Here is a 17,258-nt window from a genome sequence, read left to right as displayed (position 1 = left end):
ACACCACGAAAGTGGGTGGTACCAGAAGTCGTCGCGCTAACCCCCCAAAGGGGAGGCAGACGCCCAAGGTATGACCCATGATTGGGGTGAAGTCGTAACAAGGTAGCCGTAGGAGAACCTGCGGCTGGATCACCTCCTTTCAAGAGAAAAGGGAAAGTACGATCTCCCGCTGAAACCCGTTCGATTTTCTCCAAAAATTTACGGGGTTAAAATTCCTTTAACCCCTATTTTTTTATCCTGACCACCCCCCTACCTTACCACTTACTCCTTTCCAACCGTATAAGTCTCCAGGAACTTTTGAACAATAACCCGCGTGCCCGGAGAGACTTCTTTAATCTCCTTTACAAAATTTTCAACTTTCCCGGACTCGCCAAGCTCGGCAATTTCCTTAGCTCCTTCTGAAAAAGGAAGTAGAAAGTTATCCCAATGGGTCGGAATGACTACCTTGGGATTCAATAACTTAATGATTCGATAAGCATAATCTTCGGTATTCTCCCGGGCTAGGGTTCCCAGAATCGCCACATCGGGAGATGGTAAATAACGAAGCTCATTTTCAATAAAATTCGCACTCCCAATATGAAGAATGGTATATTTCCCCAGACGAAGATAGTAACCAAACGTCCCCCCCTCTTTAAGGTCCGCAACCTTCAAAGGAGGCTTTAGCGGCGTACTCACCACACCCGGAATCCCCACCCGTTTTTTTCCATTCAAGGAGTGCAGGCTGGGAATGACTTTTACCGAAAAGTTAGAAAACTTGATCTGCTCACCGCCTTTTACCGGAATAATCTGCTCTTCCGATACGTCATAGCTCCGGAGGATATTGGCCGTTGACTCAGAACCTATGACCCTGGCACCCGTCTTTTTGGCTATATAAGGAACATCCATCAGATGATCCCAGTGACTGTGCCCTACAAGAATGTAATCTGCTTTTTTAATGACCTCGGAGATTAATGCCTCATTGGTAGTTAATTCTTCGTCCCCCTTAAAATCTTTACTAAAAAAATTTACCGGTGGCCGCGTTAAAAAAGGATCAATGAGAATGACCGTATCTCCAAAGGTTATTTCATAACCTGCAGTACCTAACCATTTAAGGATGGGAACCGGACCTGAGCTTATTTGAGAGAAGACGGCACTGGCTAAAACACCTAAAAAAGCTATGTAAAAAATCATGAGGAATTTAGCTGGTTTTTTCATGAGTAACCTCGTCTGAAATCCAGGACGTTGGGACGCGGAGACAGAGGGACGCGGAGACTTTGGGATGTTAGGATGCAGGGGCTTTGGGGTGTTGGGAATGCGAGGACACAAGGATATAGGGAAATGATTCCTTGTTCCCGCGTCCCCCTGTCTCCGCGTCCCCCTGTCTCCGCGTCCCCCTGTCTCCCTGTCCCTGCGTCCCTGTGTTAAGGATTCAATCTTTAGAAAGAGGGTTTGTCAAGGATTTTTCTTTTCCCTACCCATTTTAATTTTTCACCGAAACTTAAAATTCTTCTTGAAAATGATCCTGAGTTTAGAGTAGGCTTAAAAGGAGACGAGGGATGGAAAAACCCATCCTCCTATCCAGGCAGAGATAAAGACGAATTTACTAAAGGGGGGAAGATTTTATAATGAAAAAAATTCTTGTTATTGACGATGCTCTTCCGGTTCGTGAAGGAATCGCTGCTATTTTGGGTTTGGAAGGTTTTGAAGTAATCCAGGCAGAGAATGGTTTGATCGGGATACAACTGGCACGGGACTACCTGCCCGATTTAATTATCTGTGATATTATAATGCCTGAGCTTAATGGCTATGATACCCTGGCTATACTACGCCAGGATCCAACAACAGCCGCAATTCCATTCATTTTTTTGACGGCTAAAGTCTCTAGAGAAGATATGAGACGTGGCATGAATATCGGGGCAGATGATTACCTCAGTAAACCCTTTACCACTCAGGAATTACTTTCTGCAGTTAAAACCCGGCTTGAAAAGCAGGAAGTGGTTCTCAAACGAAGCGAGAAAAAATTGGAAGATTTGCGAGGAAATATTATCCATGCACTTCCCCATGAGTTTCTTACCCCCTTACATGGAATTCTGGGTTTTTCAGAGTTGCTCATGGAAAATTACGAAACGGTGGGACGACAGGAAATTGGAGAAATGGCGCAGATGATCCACTTATCCGCAACGAACCTCCACAAACTTATTCAGAATTTCCTTGTGTACGCACAAATTGAACTCATAGCCACAGATCCTAAGAGGATAGCGGCCTTAAGGAACAGTTTTACCGAACATCCCAGAATGATTATTTCAGAGATCTGCTGGCAAAAAGCTAAACAACTGGAAAGGGAAAAGGATTTGGCTTTAGAGCTTACGGATACAAAGGTCCAGATCTCAGAAGAAAATCTGAAAAAAGTCGTCGAAGAACTGATCAGCAATGCATTTAAATTCTCCCAGGCCGGAACACCCGTTCATGTTACCACAACAACCCTGAATCACTTTTTTATCATCGAAATAAACAACTTTGGAAGAGGAATGACGTCCCAGCAGATTGCCGATATAGGGGCCTATATGCAGTTTGAACGAAAATTCTATGAGCAGCAAGGAACAGGACTGGGACTTATTATTGCCAAACGCCTGGTCGAATTGCATGGAGGGAGTTTGACCATCCAGAGTATTCCTAACCAAAAAACAACGGTTTACGTTAAACTCAAACGCAGCATTCCCTTGTAGCAATGAAACCCCTTCGAATAAAACCTTCATACTCCGGGAAACGTGCAAGCAATTTTATTAAACTCCTGATAAATCAAACTGGAAACCGGCCATGTACCCTATTCATCCCTTTGTTATCCATTTTCCCATAGCTTTTTTTACAGCCAGTACTCTTTTTATGATCCTCTACCTGAATGAAAAAGAGGTGGCTTTTGAAAAAGCTGCTTATTATTGCATGATTTTCGGCTATATCGGTGCTTTAGGAGCCTTGATTACAGGAAGTATTGACTTCAGTCATCTTGCGGAAGCCGATCCTCGACAGGGGGCCGTGTCAACCCATGCCTATTGCGGGGCTTCTCTACTTTTAATCTACGGAGTAGAAATCGGATTAAAGCGTAAGTATCCCAAAATTCTGGATGGCTCCCGGCGATGGCTTTATCTTAGCCTTGCAATACTGGGAAACGGAATGGTATTTGTTACGGGATGGTTAGGGGGACAACTGGTTTACGGACTAAAGGTGGGGATTGAATGAAAAGAGAAGTTAAAATTTCCCAGGAAATCTTGACTCAACTCAAAGCTTTTCCCTGCACAAATATTTTAGATGTTTTACGGGCTCACGGTTATCTGAGAGTTTACATGGAAGGGGTTCGAAGTTTAATTCCAGGAACCAAGCTTGTTGGGCGAGCGGTGACCCTTCGATTCTTACCCCAGCGACCCGATCTTCAGGAAGAAACGGTCGGAAAAGAAAACACACCGGAGTATCGGGCCATAGAGTTATGCGGCCCGGGTGATGTACTGGTAATAGATGCTCTGGGACTACCCTATGCTTCTGTAGGTGGAGATATCAAATTCTTACGCCTTAAACTCCGTAAAGCCGAAGGAATCGTAACCGACGGAGCCCTTCGGGATACCAACAGTTTAAAAACATACGGATTGGGACTTTTCGCTCAGAATAGTACGGCCAAGGCAGGTCCCACGGACATCCTTCCCTATGAGGAGAATGTGGCCATTCAATGTGGAGGGGTTCTGGTACTCCCGGGGGATGTGATCCTGGGAGATGACGATGGGGTTGTGGTGATCCCCCGGCACCTGGTCCATCAGGTAGTTCAAGAGGCTATAGAAAAAGAAGAACTGGAACAGTTTATCAAAGAAAGAATAATAGCAGAAAATGTCTCACCCGGGAAGTATTATCCTCCTCGGGAGTCGACCAAAAAGCTGTTTGAAGAGTGGAAAAAGAGAAAGGAGTAAAGAGAAAAGTATGGGAGTGTGGGGGTGTGGAGGTATGGGGGTGTGGGAAAATTTACTCCCATACCCCCATACTTCCCCACTTCCTACGGTGGGGGCATAATGGCAAAGCCAACCGCAATTCCCAGGGCGAGGATTACAGCAGCCAGGATAATAGCCACAGAGACATTTCCTTTTCTGATTTCTTCCCACTCATCAATGGGAGTGACCCGATTAAAGACCCATAATAAAATTCCTAAACCGAGAGCCATGGATACAGCACCCACAATTCCCCATCCAATTGCAATCAAGTAATTCACTAAAACATGCATCGTTCCCCCTCCCTCTTCATGGGAAAATTTTTATGTTGTTTTTACGAAACCGGTTTCAACTCCGGATATCCCACCAACAGGTCATCTTCAGTTAAAACATCGGTTGTATTCTGAGGGGTCCAGAGCACCTCAACGGCCAATAGCTCCCGGGCGGAAAGCGATCCCAACGTAGTCAAAAGCTTTTTCAGTTCATCGGCATTCATAACCGACAGGGGTTGGAAGACCGTCCGGGTAGTTGCTACTATCAAGGTGATAACCAGATAATCCCCTATTTCCTCTCCGTCTCGATTGGGTTTAGCTTCCCGCTTCTGGACACGTCCTTCCACGTTGGTCAGGGTTTCTTCAGAGAATTTGGCACGTTCGGTCATCACCCATTCATCGAACTTAGATTCGGCCACTTCATAGGAAGGTGTAGAGACCACCTCTATCCCCGCTTGCATCCAGTAGTCTGGATGACGGATAAGGGCCAGGGTTGTTTCCTGCAACAATTGCTGAAGACCTGTCGGGTCACCAGTATTTACCGTCTCGGCCAGCTTATTCAGTTCCGTTTGAAGTTCTTTAGCAGCCGATAACAGAGCCAGTTGGAATTTGATAACCTGAGCAGCAGCCAGACTCTTCGAGGGAGTCCTGAGACTTCCTGAGGATCTGGAGTTCATACGGGATAAAATAATAACCGCCACAAAAACTAAAGCTCCCACAACCAAAGCCCAAAACAACAGGTTACCCATACTTGTACTGGTTGCAGGATAATAACGGGGACCGAAATAGAAGAAGCCCGGGCTTCCTCCCCCTATGGGTACAGGAATATACGTCGTGTTATTGGGACTACGGGAATAGTCTGAACTGGAATAGTCCCGAGATCTGGAATAGCTGTTTGAAAATGGTGAGGAAGAAGGTGATGATCTTGAGAAACCCGATTTTCCCCCCACACGACCCCCCGTCCTATTCCCTGCCAAGACTTCTCCCTCCCATAAAGGAATAGAAGTTAAAGCAAGGATGAAAACAAGTAACCAGGAACTTATCATTTTAGAATATCGTGCAAACATGATACTCAACCTCTCCTACCCATTCGGTATAAAAATGTTGCCTGTTCTTAAACAGGGCAGTTCTTTATAGCTACCCCTATGAGGTATGGGGTATTTCCTTGTGGAAATAACCTAAACTTTTTATGGATCTGTGTTTTAATATACACCTTCCGGTCAAAGGCTTCCACCTTATGGGTATAAAAACTCTCCCTTAAGATCCAAACCGCCCCCTTAACCGAAACATAACGAAACTAAAATTTTTGAGAATCCCATGCTGCGCGTCCTGGATTATCTTCGGCTTCCCAGAGCTTCCATGAACCGATGCTTGATGTACGTTGGACTTTTAGGAGGTCTCCCAGGAGCTCCACAATTATCGGTTATAGCTACCACCACCCAGGGGCCCGGCTCGGATAAAACTTTAGGGAGAGCCTGCTTAAAGGCTTCCAGGGTATCCAGGGTCAGCACCTTCTCAAAACCGGCCCCTCGTGCAATTTGGGCTAAATTGGCTTTTCCCGCCGTGTGGGTTGCCTGTCCACCGGTGATTTGGTAGGACCGATTATCCCAGATAATATGGATGAGATTGGGGGGAGATTTACTGGCGGCTGTGGTCAGGGAGTTTAAATTCATTAAAATGGCTCCATCTCCGTCTAAAATGATCACCTTTTTATCCGGACGTGCCAGGGCGAGCCCCAACCCTGTTGAAGAGGCCATCCCCATGGAATTCCACATGTAAAAATTCTCTTTTCGATCCTCTGCCGAAAATAAATCGTATTTGGGATTCCCACAAGAAGCAATAACCGGCTCGTCGGTAAGGTGTCTCATAAGATACTGGGTCGCTTCCAATCGATTAATCATTTTTCATCTTTCCATCCCACCAGTTCCGATGATAGAATCACCGCAACAGGTTGTTCGGAGGCATAGGCTGTTTTGATAGCACCCTGCATCATGATTTCGACTTCATCTTCCCGTCTGAGGGTAAAATGCTGAATCCCTAAGGCATCCAGAATACGCCGTAATGCTTTTCCCATGGTTACATGGCAGGCATTAAATTCTCCCAACTCCCCTCTCTGGCTGATGAGTAAAAGAAAGGGAATTTGATAAGGAATGGCCAGAGAAGCCAGGGCATTGACGCTATTTCCCAGGCCTGCACTCTGCATCATTAAGACCCCACGCCTTCCCCCGAGATATTCCCCGGTCACGATTCCCACCCCTTCCTCTTCTCGAGCCAGGGTAATTAACTCAAAAGACCCATCTTTAACGGCATAGTTTAAAATTTTTCCGATCACCGTGTCTGGAAGAAAGGAGATCGACCGAATATCATTTTCTTTTAATACTTTTACAATCGTTTCAGCCCACATCCTGAAAGTCGGGTAATAATGTAAAACGAGGATCTGGTCTCGTTTTACATTCAAAGACCTCACCCTTAAGGTTTAAGGTACTTAATAAAGGATTTACATTTTTTTAGGCGATGATAGCATCTTTATACCCTGTTTGCAAATGTTTTTCGGTTTAGGAATTCGGATCGGTTGAGAATTTTTCTAGACGATCCTTTCTTGAATTCCCTCCCTGGGTCTGGTAAAACACCCTATCGTCAGTTCTGGAAACTCCTGTTTTAAATTTTTAAGGAAATTCAAAATACCTATTATTTTTCCCTTTCGGCCGGGAATCATTTGCAAATAAAGATCCGGATCGATATTCAGATTTCGTATTTGAACCATATTCAGGCGGGTTTCCCGAATAAGCCGGAATAAACTCTCTACTTCTTCTTCACGATCGGTCACGCCGGGAAAAGTCAGTAAATTGATGGAAACGAACAGTCCGTAATCCCGGGCTATCTTAATCGATTCGACCACCTCTTTAAAGGAATAATTTTTAGGCTGATAGTAACTTTCATAGACCGGGGGGTTTGCACTGTTCAAACTCACCCGAATACTTTCCAAACCGGCTTCACAAAGATAACGAAGCTGGGCGGGTTTACTCCCATTGGTATTCATATGAATGGTCCCCCGGCAGGTCTCCCGCCGAATCCTCAAAATAGCCTTCGCAATCAATTCTGCCTGCATGAGGGGCTCCCCTTCGCACCCCTGACCAAAACTGATAATTCCGTTCTCGGCTTTCTTCAAGTGGGAAAGTCCCAGGTCTACGATCTCCTCTACCGTTGGAACAAAATCGAGCCGTTCATGGGAGGCTTGTACACGTCGGGAAGGTTGCAAGGAGATGCAACCCACACAATCGGCATTACAGGCAGGTGACGTGGGAATGCCGGCCTCCCATCTTTGATAAAACACGTTCTTGGCCGTAAAGCAGTGATATTTCAAAGCACAGTGGGCTACTTGATGGAGAAGTCGATTATGGGGGTTGGTTTGTAAACGATCCTGAACTTTCTCGACTAAAATACGATCATCGTAATTCTCCGGATTCCAGGTTGGATTATCGTCTACCCGGGTTGCAGCCACATAAAACTGCTCATCTTGCCAGCCAATTGCAGTATAAGCCCATAAGGGCAAAAAACTTTTTACCCTTTCGGACGTTGCCGCCGGAAGAAGGGTTCGGACATAACCCGGACTCAAGAAGGCTGCCACGGCATAAGGTGTTACCATTTTTTGTCCCATCCGAACCGTGTCCAGAATACGAAGCGATTTACCCGACCGACTCCACCCTACAGGTTGACGCTCAGGCAGGGTAAAGAACCGACTCCCTGCAGGAAGTGGAATAAGCTCCTCAGGAGAAGGGCGGACGAAGAGATCCCCGGACCGACCGGCCATTTCCAAAATGGGATGGTCATAGATCTGACCTTTGGAATCGGAGAAAACAAGCTTTGGCATAGGAATTTACCCGGCAATCACCTTTCGCTTAAAGAATTGATTAAACAAGGAAATCCCTTTACAGGTTAGCACTTTTCCAACAGGTTTGCAAATATTTTTGCCCGACTATTCCTTTTGCTTCCAGCTCAGAACTTCAATTAAATCTAAATCTGGTGGTGGATTTGACAATATGCTGGGGGTATAGTTGATCTGCAGGTTTGGGATACCCTGGGTGGTAATCCCATGGGCTATGAGCATACCCTCAACTGCCCTTCCTGATAGGTCTTCACCTATCAGGAGTATGTCCCCGTCGGTATAAATGAGACCCTGGATTAAATTCCCTGTTACCCCAAAAGAGCTGAGATTTCCCATCATTCTAATTTGCAGATGGCGGGAACTCAGGATGGCCGGAAAAGAACCCACCGGAGTAATTCTAACAGCCCCGCTTATATTAAGATCTCCCGCAGAAGGGAGCAGGATGAGCGTTCCTGTTAAATCGATTTGAACAAGACTGGCCGTAATCGGCTCATCCACATAGTAAACTCCGGCTGGATTTCCGGAGCTTGTGGTACCTTGATAGAATTCGATATTGGGATACGGCGGTGGATTACCGGGCGGATTCGGAAGAGGAACCGAAACGGAGGTCAGTTTTTGAGCAGAATAGGTGGTACCCTGGTAGGTATACGTCGGATAATAAGGCTGAGTCGTGAGTACAGGCAGGCGAATGGATGGTTCCAGAAAGGAGATAACCCCCGTAACCGTTCCCTGGTTGGTAAGACTTCCGCTCGTGGTCACATTTCCGGTAACTGTAGATGCCGGAGAAAGGGTAACCTGCTGATTGGCATGGATATTTCCCTGAATGACGCTCCCATCTCTTATATCCAGAGACTCTTCTGAGAGCATCACAAAGGGTTTCAGGACAACTTCGGCCTCTATTTCTGTCTGAGCGGAGGTTCGAAATCCCGGGACGGTTCCTTTACCGGCCAGGATAATCTGATAAAGGAAGGGCGAGAGTGCAGGTCGATAATAACCATTTCCATCATTGGTGCCATCATAGAACTTAACCGAATATAATCCCACGTTCGTTCCGATAGGAAGGGTATCATTGAGATCCGTACGATAGTCTGGATTTGTTCTTAATTTAGCCAGTCCTTCGGCCAAAGCACTTTCGGCCAGATAAAGAGACTGCATAGATCGGACCTCCAAATCTGAAAGGGTCGTCTCGGTAAAGGAAAGTAACAGCAGGGAGATACCTAGAAGGTAAAGAATCGAAACCATGAATAAGGTTATGATTAAAACACTCCCCCTGGGACTTTGTATTTCCATGAATGAGAATCCTTTTCCTAAAAAATTTTGGCTTAGAGTTTAGAGGATTCATTTCTAAGAAATCAAGAAAAATTTAAAATGATCCTACCGCTTTGTATTGGTATTATTCCTTTGTCTGGATTCTCCGGGTCTCCACGATTTCTTCTTTTAAAGGATCCGGGGTGGATAGTAAATAGACCGCAAAGGTTGCCAGCCAGTGTTCTCCTGCATAGTAGCCACTGATAACGTGGGCAAGGGCTTCTTGGGCGTGTTGAAGGGCTGCACAGGCGAGGATTTCCCGTGCCGGATCGTCTACTGCTAAGGCCGAAGCGATACTTCGCATATTCCAGGCCCGGCTGAGGTTCAACCCATCCAGATGGATAATTCTAGGATCACTTCTGTCTATCCCTTTTACAGGTTCCAGCAAAGTTCTGGGTTCTCCCTTCCTCAAGGTCGGTAAGAAAGGATGAAACCAATCTTTAAATCTATCGGGTTCTAATACCCGACGCATGAGATCGGCTTCCATTAAACAGGGGGACAGAAAGTCTTCTCCGCCCGGTTCCCAGGCAGCCGGATAGGTCTTATCCGCCAAAAAGTAGGTCAGGCTCCGCTCCACCACCAGGTTTTCCAGTTCTGAATGACCTGTGGTCCTGGCATAATCCAGAGCAAAGGCAAGACCAAAAGCCGTATTCGAATGAACACCGGTACGCATGGGATAGAGGAGTCGGGGGAGAAAGTCAAGATAACGTAAGATTATTACCTGGGTCAGTGGATCCAGGTTTCTGGACCAGTTTTTACCATCTGAATCGTCCCAGTTATAAAGCTCTTCTGCAAGTTTTAATAACCAGGCCCATCCATACGTGCGTTCAAAGGATTTATGATGAGGTTGTTGAAAATAATCCACTTCCACCGAAATATTTTCAGCGGTTAAATGTTCGTTGAGTACCCAACGAATCTGTCCGGCTTCCGGCAATTCAGGAAATAGGCGTAGAAGGCGTACCAGCAACCAATGTCCGTGTACAGATGAATGCCAGTCAAAACAACCATAGAAGGCGGGATGTAAGGCTTTTGGAGTCTTTATCTCCCGGTCCTCATTTGCCACATGACCGAAATAGTGGGGATATTCCCTACGAATCCCCTTCAAAACCAGTTGAGCAAAACACGAGGCTGTTTCCTGGCGAAGGGTCCATGTCCCCTCGAATCGGATTAAAGAAGGCTCGTTCATATTTTTTTCAAAAGAATTTTTGTTATTTTTAACTTTTCAGAATTTTTTAATCTAAGGTTCTACGATATGAAGGACCCTTTAACAGGGTTCCCGGGCTTATTTCCACAAAAGTAATTTTAAAGAGGTTAACTTATCCTTTTTATAAAGGTTTGTCAATAATCTATGGTTCTTTTATCCCAGGTTGAAGGACTTTTGAGAGGAAGCGGGCTGGTTTTTAAAATTAAAGGCAGGTTTAAATCCGTCGGCTTTTACAGTGGGCCAGGAGTTTTGTACAGGCATAGACAGTACGGGTATGGGTCATGGGAAGTCCCAGACGTTCTCCCAATTCAACTACCGCTCCGACAATAGCTTCCAGCTCCAGGGGTCGTCCGGCTTCCAGGTCCTGGAGCATGGAGGTTTTGTGCTCCCCAACTTTTTCAGCCCCTGCCATTCTCTGCTCGATGGAAATGGGCAATTCGAGTCCAAGTCTGGTGGCCACAGCTTCTGCTTCCCTCATGATGTGGCGGACCAGAGCCGAAACCTCCGGATCACGAACCATTTGGACCAGTGTGGCACCGGTCAGGGCACTGATGGGATTAAACGCCACGTTACCTAGGAGTTTAACCCAAATTTCGTGGCGAATATGGGTTGTAACAGGGCATCGAAAGCCTGCCTGGATCAATGCTTCTGCGATCTTACGACATCTATCGGAGCGTGTACCGTCGGGTTCACCCAGGGAGATACGGTTACCTTCGATATGTCGGATTACCCCGGGTTGGATGATCTCGGTTGAAAAATAAACGATGGAACCGACCACCCGGTGGGGTTCAATGGCAGAAGAGATGACACCACCCGGGTCCACCCGCTCCAACCGAAGTCCCTCAAACTCACCGCCGTGATGCTGAAAATACCACCAGGGAATGCCATTTTGGGTACTGACTACGACTGTATCCGGACCCAGCAGGGGATGCAATCTGGGTGCCAGTTCCGGCAGACTGTGGGCTTTGACCCCGAGGATAATCACATCAACCGGACCCAGGGTTTCCAGATTATCTGTTACTCCAGGCCTCACTTCAAAGTCCCCCTCTGGGCTTTTAACCCGGACTCCATGCTCCTGCATGGCACGAACGTGAGCCCCCCGGGCAAATAACGTAACGTCCAGACCCACCCGGGCCATACGGGCTCCCATATATGCGCCAATGGCGCCTGCACCGGCAATGACAAATTTCATTTACTTAGTACTTTTAACTGTTCTGCCCTCATCCCCCCCAACCCCCTTCTCCTGAGGCTTCGGGAGAGGCGGCCCGGAGATCTTCCCACTCCCCTTTCCGCCCCCACCCCTTCCCTCCCCGTCCACGGGGAGGGAGAAGAGGGAGGGAGCCGAGGGTGAGGGAGAATCACCCAGAATTAACTTTACAAAGTATACTACCTTGTAAAGTTAGTTTTAATATACCTTAAAAACCCCGTTAGGAGGGATCTATTTGTAGCAAAACAGATTCCCAGCCTTATGAGAGGAAGCTCCACCAGGAGCGACCGATTCGGAACAGATCCAACCCACATTGCTGCTGGAGGAGTCAAACGAGACGTTTGGGGGTCCAAACAGTCAGCTCCTGATGGAGCTTTTAAGGATTTATCAAGATTAACTTTACAGCATAGAGGTAAAGTTATTTTTGATTTCCTGAAAAAGCTTCGGCAACCGCACGGCGTTGGATCTTTCCAGTTGCGGTCCGCGGGATCGAATCTACAAGGTATATCTTCTTAGGGCACTTGAAGTCGGCCAGGCGATCCTGGCAATACCTCAGGAGATCCGATTCACTTACCTGCTGTTGCAAAACTACGGCGGCTGCGACTTCCTCACCCCACGTTGGGTGGGGAACCCCAAAGCATACGGCTTCTGTCACAGCCGGATGCGTCAGCAAAACCTCGTCAATCTCACGGGGAGAGATTTTCTCTCCTCCCCGGTTAATTAATTCTTTAATCCTTCCAATAAGCCGTAAATAACCGTCTCCATCGAGAACCCCTTGATCTCCGGTGCGAAACCATCGGTTTACAAAAGAACTTATATTGGCCTCCGGATTGTTCTCGTATCCCTGAATGACGTTAGCTCCCTGAATAACCACTTCTCCGGGTTGACCCGGTTCCAGGAGTTGTCCGGTAGAATCCATAATACCGATTTGAACGCCGGTTCCCCGTCCTACGGTACCCGGTTTACGGATACCCGGAGGAAGTGGATTTGAAGCCATCTGATGGGCAGCTTCCGTCATACCGTAGGCTTCAAGTACGGGAACCTCGAAGATTTCCTCCATCCTTTGCATCAGTTCGGGTGAAAGGGGAGCACTGCAAGATCGAATAAATCGCAAAGATTCTGTACCGGCGGGTTTTTCGGACCCTTTTCCGGTGCGGGCTAAGAGAAGTTGATGGATCGTAGGAACTGCAGAATACCAGGTAACCCTATGATCTCGAACGATGCGCCAGAACGAAAGAGGATTAAACCGGGCCGGGACAACCACCGTACCACCGGAAAGTAAGGTTGACAGAACCGAAGCAACCAGTCCGTGAACGTGGAAGAGTGGCATTACGCAGAGGGACACATCGTCAGGATTTAGCTTATAGGTATTCACGATATTCCGGGCAGAAACGGCCAGATTGAAATGTCGGAGAGGCACCCGTTTGGGTCGTCCCGTGCTTCCGCTGGTATGTAGGACAAGGGCTATATCTTCGGGATAGGGTTCCAATCTGGGACTATGACGGGCAGGGTGCCCACGCTCCGGAGTAGAAAGCCGGACCAGACCATCGGAATCGATTTCTACGGTCAAAACAGGAATTCGCTCACCTGCAGCGCGTCGGGCTTCGTCTCCACCCTCAGGAGGAATGACCAGAACCCGGGCTGCCGTATCCTCCAGGTAGAAGCAGAATTCTTCATAACGGTAACCGGGATTTAAGGGAGCGGCGGTACCGACAAAGGAGGCTGCAAGAAAACATACAATGGCCGGGAGTCCGTTGGGTAAAGCAAGGGCTATACGATCACCCGGATAAATTCCGGCCTTTGCAAAGGTATGGGCTATAGACATAACCTGAGCCCGCAGTGAATCGTAGGTAATTCGAATTCCGGTCTCAGGTAAAACGACAGCAACCTTCTCACCGGGAGCAGATTCGAGCAACTCTAACAGGCTGGAACGCTCCCTGTGAGCTTTAGAAAATTTTGTATTACCCTCAGGGGAAATTGAATTCATGGTGACAACCTCGATGAAATAAAAATATTCTTTTAATTAACCCCAACTCGACCCGAATGCAAGACGACGCTTTGAAGGAAAAGGGTAGATTTTTTGATCCTGAACAAAAAGCCGTATTCAAACTTTATCATATTATATCGACATAGTTTATTTGTCAAATATTCTAATTTTTAAGTAACCCTCACCCCTGGCCCCCTCCCTCTTCTCCCTCCCCGTGGACGGCTTATCTTTACCCACATTTTTCGATTTGGGAGGATGGGTTCAAAACGGTTAGTAGTTAGTAGGTCAACCGTCCCGGTTGACCCACCTTGCAAAAAGAGGGATCTTTCCCTCACGAAGGAGATTCAATGCATTTCGCTACTCAACCAGCAAGATAGCTAAACCAGTTATTAATCCCCTGAAATGAAAAAATGTGGGTAATGGTTAGTGAGGGGGGATGGGGGGGGGGTTCTTCTTCCACCTATTAAATTATTAGAAAACCTTTGACAAAGCTCCCTATATTTATTAACCTATATCTACTTTACCGGGAGAATATTACCTGTTTACTGTGAGAATATTACCTGAAGGTTCGAAGGAACTCCATGGAATTGTTATGTAAGGAGGACCCAGGCTATCCCCAAGTTCCTCCTTCCCACGTCGGGAAGGGGGTTAGGGGAGCATAGGGGCCAGGATAAGGATAAAAAGCTCCATCCAGGGCGAACCGTGGGTAGCCCCCCGACTTGCGTCGGGGTTTCAGTCATCCAGAAGTTTTTTCAAGTTTCGGAGCAGCAGCCTGTTAAACAGGTCGTCCCGCTGGGGCTAACCTAATTGTCAACCGGGGACGGTTAATCTACTTATCCTGGGACGGTTAATCTACTTATCCTGGCGCGTGGGGGGGGTCAGGTGAGAAAAAAACTGCTCCTGAAATAGGAATCTTCTATGAGCGAGAATAAGCCAGAGGCGGTTCAGGACTGGCCGAACAGTAATGAATTTTGGAAAAACAAACGTGTTGTTGTGACCGGTGGTGCCGGATTTTTGGGTACCTTTGTAGTTAAAAAGCTTAGGGAACGGAGAGCGGCGGAGATTTTCGTTCCCCGGAGTAAGGATTATGATTTGAGGGATTTAACTACCATTCGGCGTTTATTTACCCAGGTCCGACCCCATATAGTTATTCATCTGGCCGCAAGGGTAGGAGGTATCGGGGCCAATCAAGCCCATCCGGCGGAGTTTTTCTATGACAACCTGATAATGGGTGTACAACTCCTGCACGAGGCCTGGCGGGCCGGTATAAGTAAGTTTGTAGCCATCGGTACCGTATGTGCCTATCCCAAGTATACGCCGGTACCTTTTAAAGAAGAAGATCTATGGAATGGCTATCCCGAGGAAACCAATGCTCCTTACGGCCTGGCCAAGAAGATGCTCCTGGTTCAAAGTCAGGCTTACCGTCGGCAATATGGTTTCAACTCCATCTTTTTGTTACCGGCTAATCTTTACGGACCTGGAGATAATTTTGACCTGGAGTCCTCCCATGTAATTCCGGCCCTTATTCGGAAATTCATTGAGGCCGGGGAGCTTGCTAAGTCGGCTACAGAAAGTACCGGCCGGCAAGATACAGTTATTCCCATCGTTACGGTCTGGGGAGATGGTTCGCCCACCCGTGAGTTTCTCTATGTAGAGGATGCTGCAGAGGGTATTTTGCTGGCGACCGAGCGTTATAACGACAGTCAGCCGGTGAACCTGGGGAGTGCCTTCGAGATCAGTATTAAAGAGTTGGTAGAAACCATTGGCCGACTGATGGGGTTTGAGGGGAGGATTGTATGGGATACTACGAAACCGAATGGACAACCCCGGCGCAAGCTGGATATTGGTCGAGCCGAACAACTCTTTGGCTTCAGAGCTTCGACACCCTTCGAAGAAGGTCTGCGTCGGACCATTCAGTGGTATCAATCTATTCTCAGTTCAAAGGATCAAAAAACCGGGGTGGCCCGGGGTGAAACCCGAAAAGAGCAAAGAGTTAAATCGACGTAAGCCAACAAAACCCTTGACAGGATTTCCGTTTTTTGTTAATTATAGCACACCTGGTAGAGAAGGAAATCTTTATGAAGGGATAATCCTATCTTTTTAAGCAAAAAAACTACAGGGAAAAACTATGGCCGAAGTAAGTGAAAAATTCATTGTAAAAACAGACGTAGAAGAGGCAGATGAAACGAGTTTAATGGATTATTTGAAGGTACTCTGGAAGTGGAAGTATTTGATTATAGGGGGAACCCTGCTTTGTATGATCTTAGCAGCGATAATAAGTCTTCTGATGCCCAAAGTGTATCGAGCAACAGCCCTTCTTCTTATCACAGATCCGAAGATCGGGGGCAATGTGGGAGTCCGGCTTCCTCCTATCGAAACGTATGTAGGGATCATCAAAAGTCAAACGGTTGCTAAAGAAATTCTTGAGAAATTTAGTTTAGATAAACCCCCTTATAATTTAACTCTTGAAAGTCTGATGGATGGAATGATATCGGTAGTACCCCTTAGAGGTACCAATCTGATTCGTATTAACGTAGAGTATACAAACCCTGAAAAGGCCCGAGACATAGCCAATATGGTAGCGGTTTCGGCTGTGGAACTGAATAAAGCTCTCAATGAAGATGAAACGGTTAAGTCCAGGGATTTTCTCAAAACTCAACTGGATGAGGCAAGTGAGGCGCTGGCCAAAGCCGAGCAGGAGCTACTGGCTTTTAAAGAAACTTCAGAAATCGATAAATTAAGAAAAGAAGTTGAAATCCTTCTGAAAGGGAAGGAAAGGCTCGAGCTGGAACTTCTGGAAATCAATCAGATAATTGAGGAACAAAATACAGTCGTGGACGTATTGGGTAAGAAGCTGGGAAATGAAAAGAAGATTCTGGTGCTTTCCCGATCCATATCCAACGATTCGATAATGAAGGACGTAGTCCAGGAAGTTTCGAAGCTACCGCCCCTGGATTTGTTGGGGATTCAGGCAAAAGATGAACAGGTAAATCCTCTATACCAGGAACTGGAGCCCAAGCTGGTGGAAGCCCTTTCCGGCCTGGAAGGTTTGAAGGTCAGGAAAGCAGTTCTGGCCAGAGATCTGGAAGCCAATGGAAAGCGGCTGACCGATTTACAGAAGGACTTAGCCCAAAGGGAGATAAAATTAGAGAATCTAACCAGGACGTATGAGTTAGCTAAGGAAGTTTATAAGTCGTTAAAACAAAGGTTTGAAGAAGCTCGAATCCAGGTTGCCTCCAAAACCCAGGAATTAAAGGTCGTAGACTCGGCGGTTATACCTGAAAATCCTATTAAACCCAACAGGAAAATGAATGTACTTACTGCAGGAGCCGTTGCACTCTTGGGTTTGGTAATACTTGCTTTTCTTCTGGAGTATATCTCCCGCTATAGAGTTAAACCGTCTATTCAGACTACCTTAGATTCCTCTTTACCGTAAGGGGTATTTTT

At 46.8% G+C, this 17,258-nt stretch carries 15 protein-coding genes and 1 rRNA gene; 6 read left to right on the top strand and 10 right to left on the bottom strand.

The annotated features are described in order from the left end of the window. Positions 1–140: ribosomal RNA gene (locus VNM22_09255) — 16S ribosomal RNA — on the top strand; the annotation flags it as partial. A gap of 121 nt (positions 141–261) precedes the next feature. On the opposite strand, the gene VNM22_09250 is transcribed toward VNM22_09255, so the two are convergent. Beyond that, entirely contained in the window at positions 262–1,194 is a 933-nt protein-coding gene (locus VNM22_09250; GenBank protein HWP47334.1) for an MBL fold metallo-hydrolase, read from the bottom strand. Between the two features lie 410 nt (positions 1,195–1,604). On the opposite strand from VNM22_09250, the gene VNM22_09245 reads away from it, so the two are divergent. From VNM22_09245 to VNM22_09235, 3 genes are all read left to right on the top strand, one after another. Further along, positions 1,605–2,705 (top strand): hybrid sensor histidine kinase/response regulator, encoded by a 1,101-nt coding sequence (locus tag VNM22_09245; protein ID HWP47333.1) that lies wholly within the window; start codon positions 1,605–1,607, stop codon positions 2,703–2,705. A gap of 91 nt (positions 2,706–2,796) precedes the next feature. Next, positions 2,797–3,216 carry a DUF2231 domain-containing protein gene (locus VNM22_09240; GenBank protein HWP47332.1) on the top strand — a complete coding sequence of 140 codons (420 nt, stop codon included), beginning with the start codon at positions 2,797–2,799 and terminating at the stop codon, positions 3,214–3,216. Then, positions 3,213–3,932, top strand: coding sequence for a hypothetical protein (locus tag VNM22_09235; GenBank protein HWP47331.1), 720 nt, complete (start codon positions 3,213–3,215; stop codon positions 3,930–3,932). Before VNM22_09240 ends, VNM22_09235 begins: the two co-directional genes overlap by 4 nt. A gap of 83 nt (positions 3,933–4,015) precedes the next feature. On the opposite strand, the gene VNM22_09230 is transcribed toward VNM22_09235, so the two are convergent. From VNM22_09230 to VNM22_09190, 9 genes are all read right to left on the bottom strand, one after another. After that, positions 4,016–4,240 (bottom strand): DUF350 domain-containing protein, encoded by a 225-nt coding sequence (locus VNM22_09230; protein ID HWP47330.1) that lies wholly within the window; start codon positions 4,238–4,240, stop codon positions 4,016–4,018. 41 nt (positions 4,241–4,281) lie between these two features. Continuing rightward, positions 4,282–5,286, bottom strand: a complete 1,005-nt coding sequence (locus VNM22_09225; protein HWP47329.1) for a DUF1517 domain-containing protein — start codon at positions 5,284–5,286, stop codon at positions 4,282–4,284. A 267-nt stretch (positions 5,287–5,553) separates the two neighbouring features. Continuing rightward, positions 5,554–6,120, bottom strand: a complete 567-nt coding sequence (locus tag VNM22_09220; GenBank protein ID HWP47328.1) for a thiamine pyrophosphate-dependent enzyme — start codon at positions 6,118–6,120, stop codon at positions 5,554–5,556. Next, entirely contained in the window at positions 6,117–6,677 is a 561-nt protein-coding gene (locus VNM22_09215) for a thiamine pyrophosphate-binding protein (protein ID HWP47327.1), read from the bottom strand. Before VNM22_09215 ends, VNM22_09220 begins: the two co-directional genes overlap by 4 nt. Before the next feature lie 126 nt (positions 6,678–6,803). Further along, the gene (locus VNM22_09210; protein HWP47326.1) at positions 6,804–8,090 is read right to left on the bottom strand and encodes a radical SAM protein; all 1,287 of its coding nucleotides are present in this window, start codon (positions 8,088–8,090) and stop codon (positions 6,804–6,806) included. Between the two features lie 105 nt (positions 8,091–8,195). Beyond that, positions 8,196–9,395, bottom strand: a complete 1,200-nt coding sequence (locus VNM22_09205; protein ID HWP47325.1) for a polymer-forming cytoskeletal protein — start codon at positions 9,393–9,395, stop codon at positions 8,196–8,198. Between the two features lie 103 nt (positions 9,396–9,498). Continuing rightward, positions 9,499–10,599: a DUF2891 domain-containing protein gene (locus VNM22_09200; GenBank protein HWP47324.1), complete on the bottom strand. Its 1,101-nt coding sequence runs from the start codon at positions 10,597–10,599 to the stop codon at positions 9,499–9,501. Positions 10,600–10,831: 232 nt separating this feature from the next. Beyond that, the gene (locus VNM22_09195) at positions 10,832–11,809 is read right to left on the bottom strand and encodes a 2-dehydropantoate 2-reductase (GenBank protein ID HWP47323.1); all 978 of its coding nucleotides are present in this window, start codon (positions 11,807–11,809) and stop codon (positions 10,832–10,834) included. 433 nt (positions 11,810–12,242) lie between these two features. Then, a complete protein-coding gene (locus tag VNM22_09190; protein HWP47322.1) occupies positions 12,243–13,811 on the bottom strand; it encodes an acyl--CoA ligase in 1,569 nt (522 codons plus the stop codon). A 918-nt stretch (positions 13,812–14,729) separates the two neighbouring features. Here VNM22_09190 and VNM22_09185 point away from each other — a divergent pair. Beyond that, complete coding sequence (locus VNM22_09185; GenBank protein HWP47321.1) at positions 14,730–15,818, top strand: GDP-L-fucose synthase; 1,089 nt, start codon at positions 14,730–14,732, stop codon at positions 15,816–15,818. A 121-nt stretch (positions 15,819–15,939) separates the two neighbouring features. Then, complete coding sequence (locus VNM22_09180; GenBank protein ID HWP47320.1) at positions 15,940–17,247, top strand: Wzz/FepE/Etk N-terminal domain-containing protein; 1,308 nt, start codon at positions 15,940–15,942, stop codon at positions 17,245–17,247. Positions 17,248–17,258: the final 11 nt, after the last annotated feature.

This window comes from Candidatus Limnocylindrales bacterium (genome assembly GCA_035559535.1).
In the GTDB taxonomy this organism is placed as follows: domain Bacteria; phylum Moduliflexota; class Moduliflexia; order Moduliflexales; family JAUQPW01; genus JAUQPW01.
This window is presented reverse-complemented; position numbering and strand designations above follow the sequence as displayed.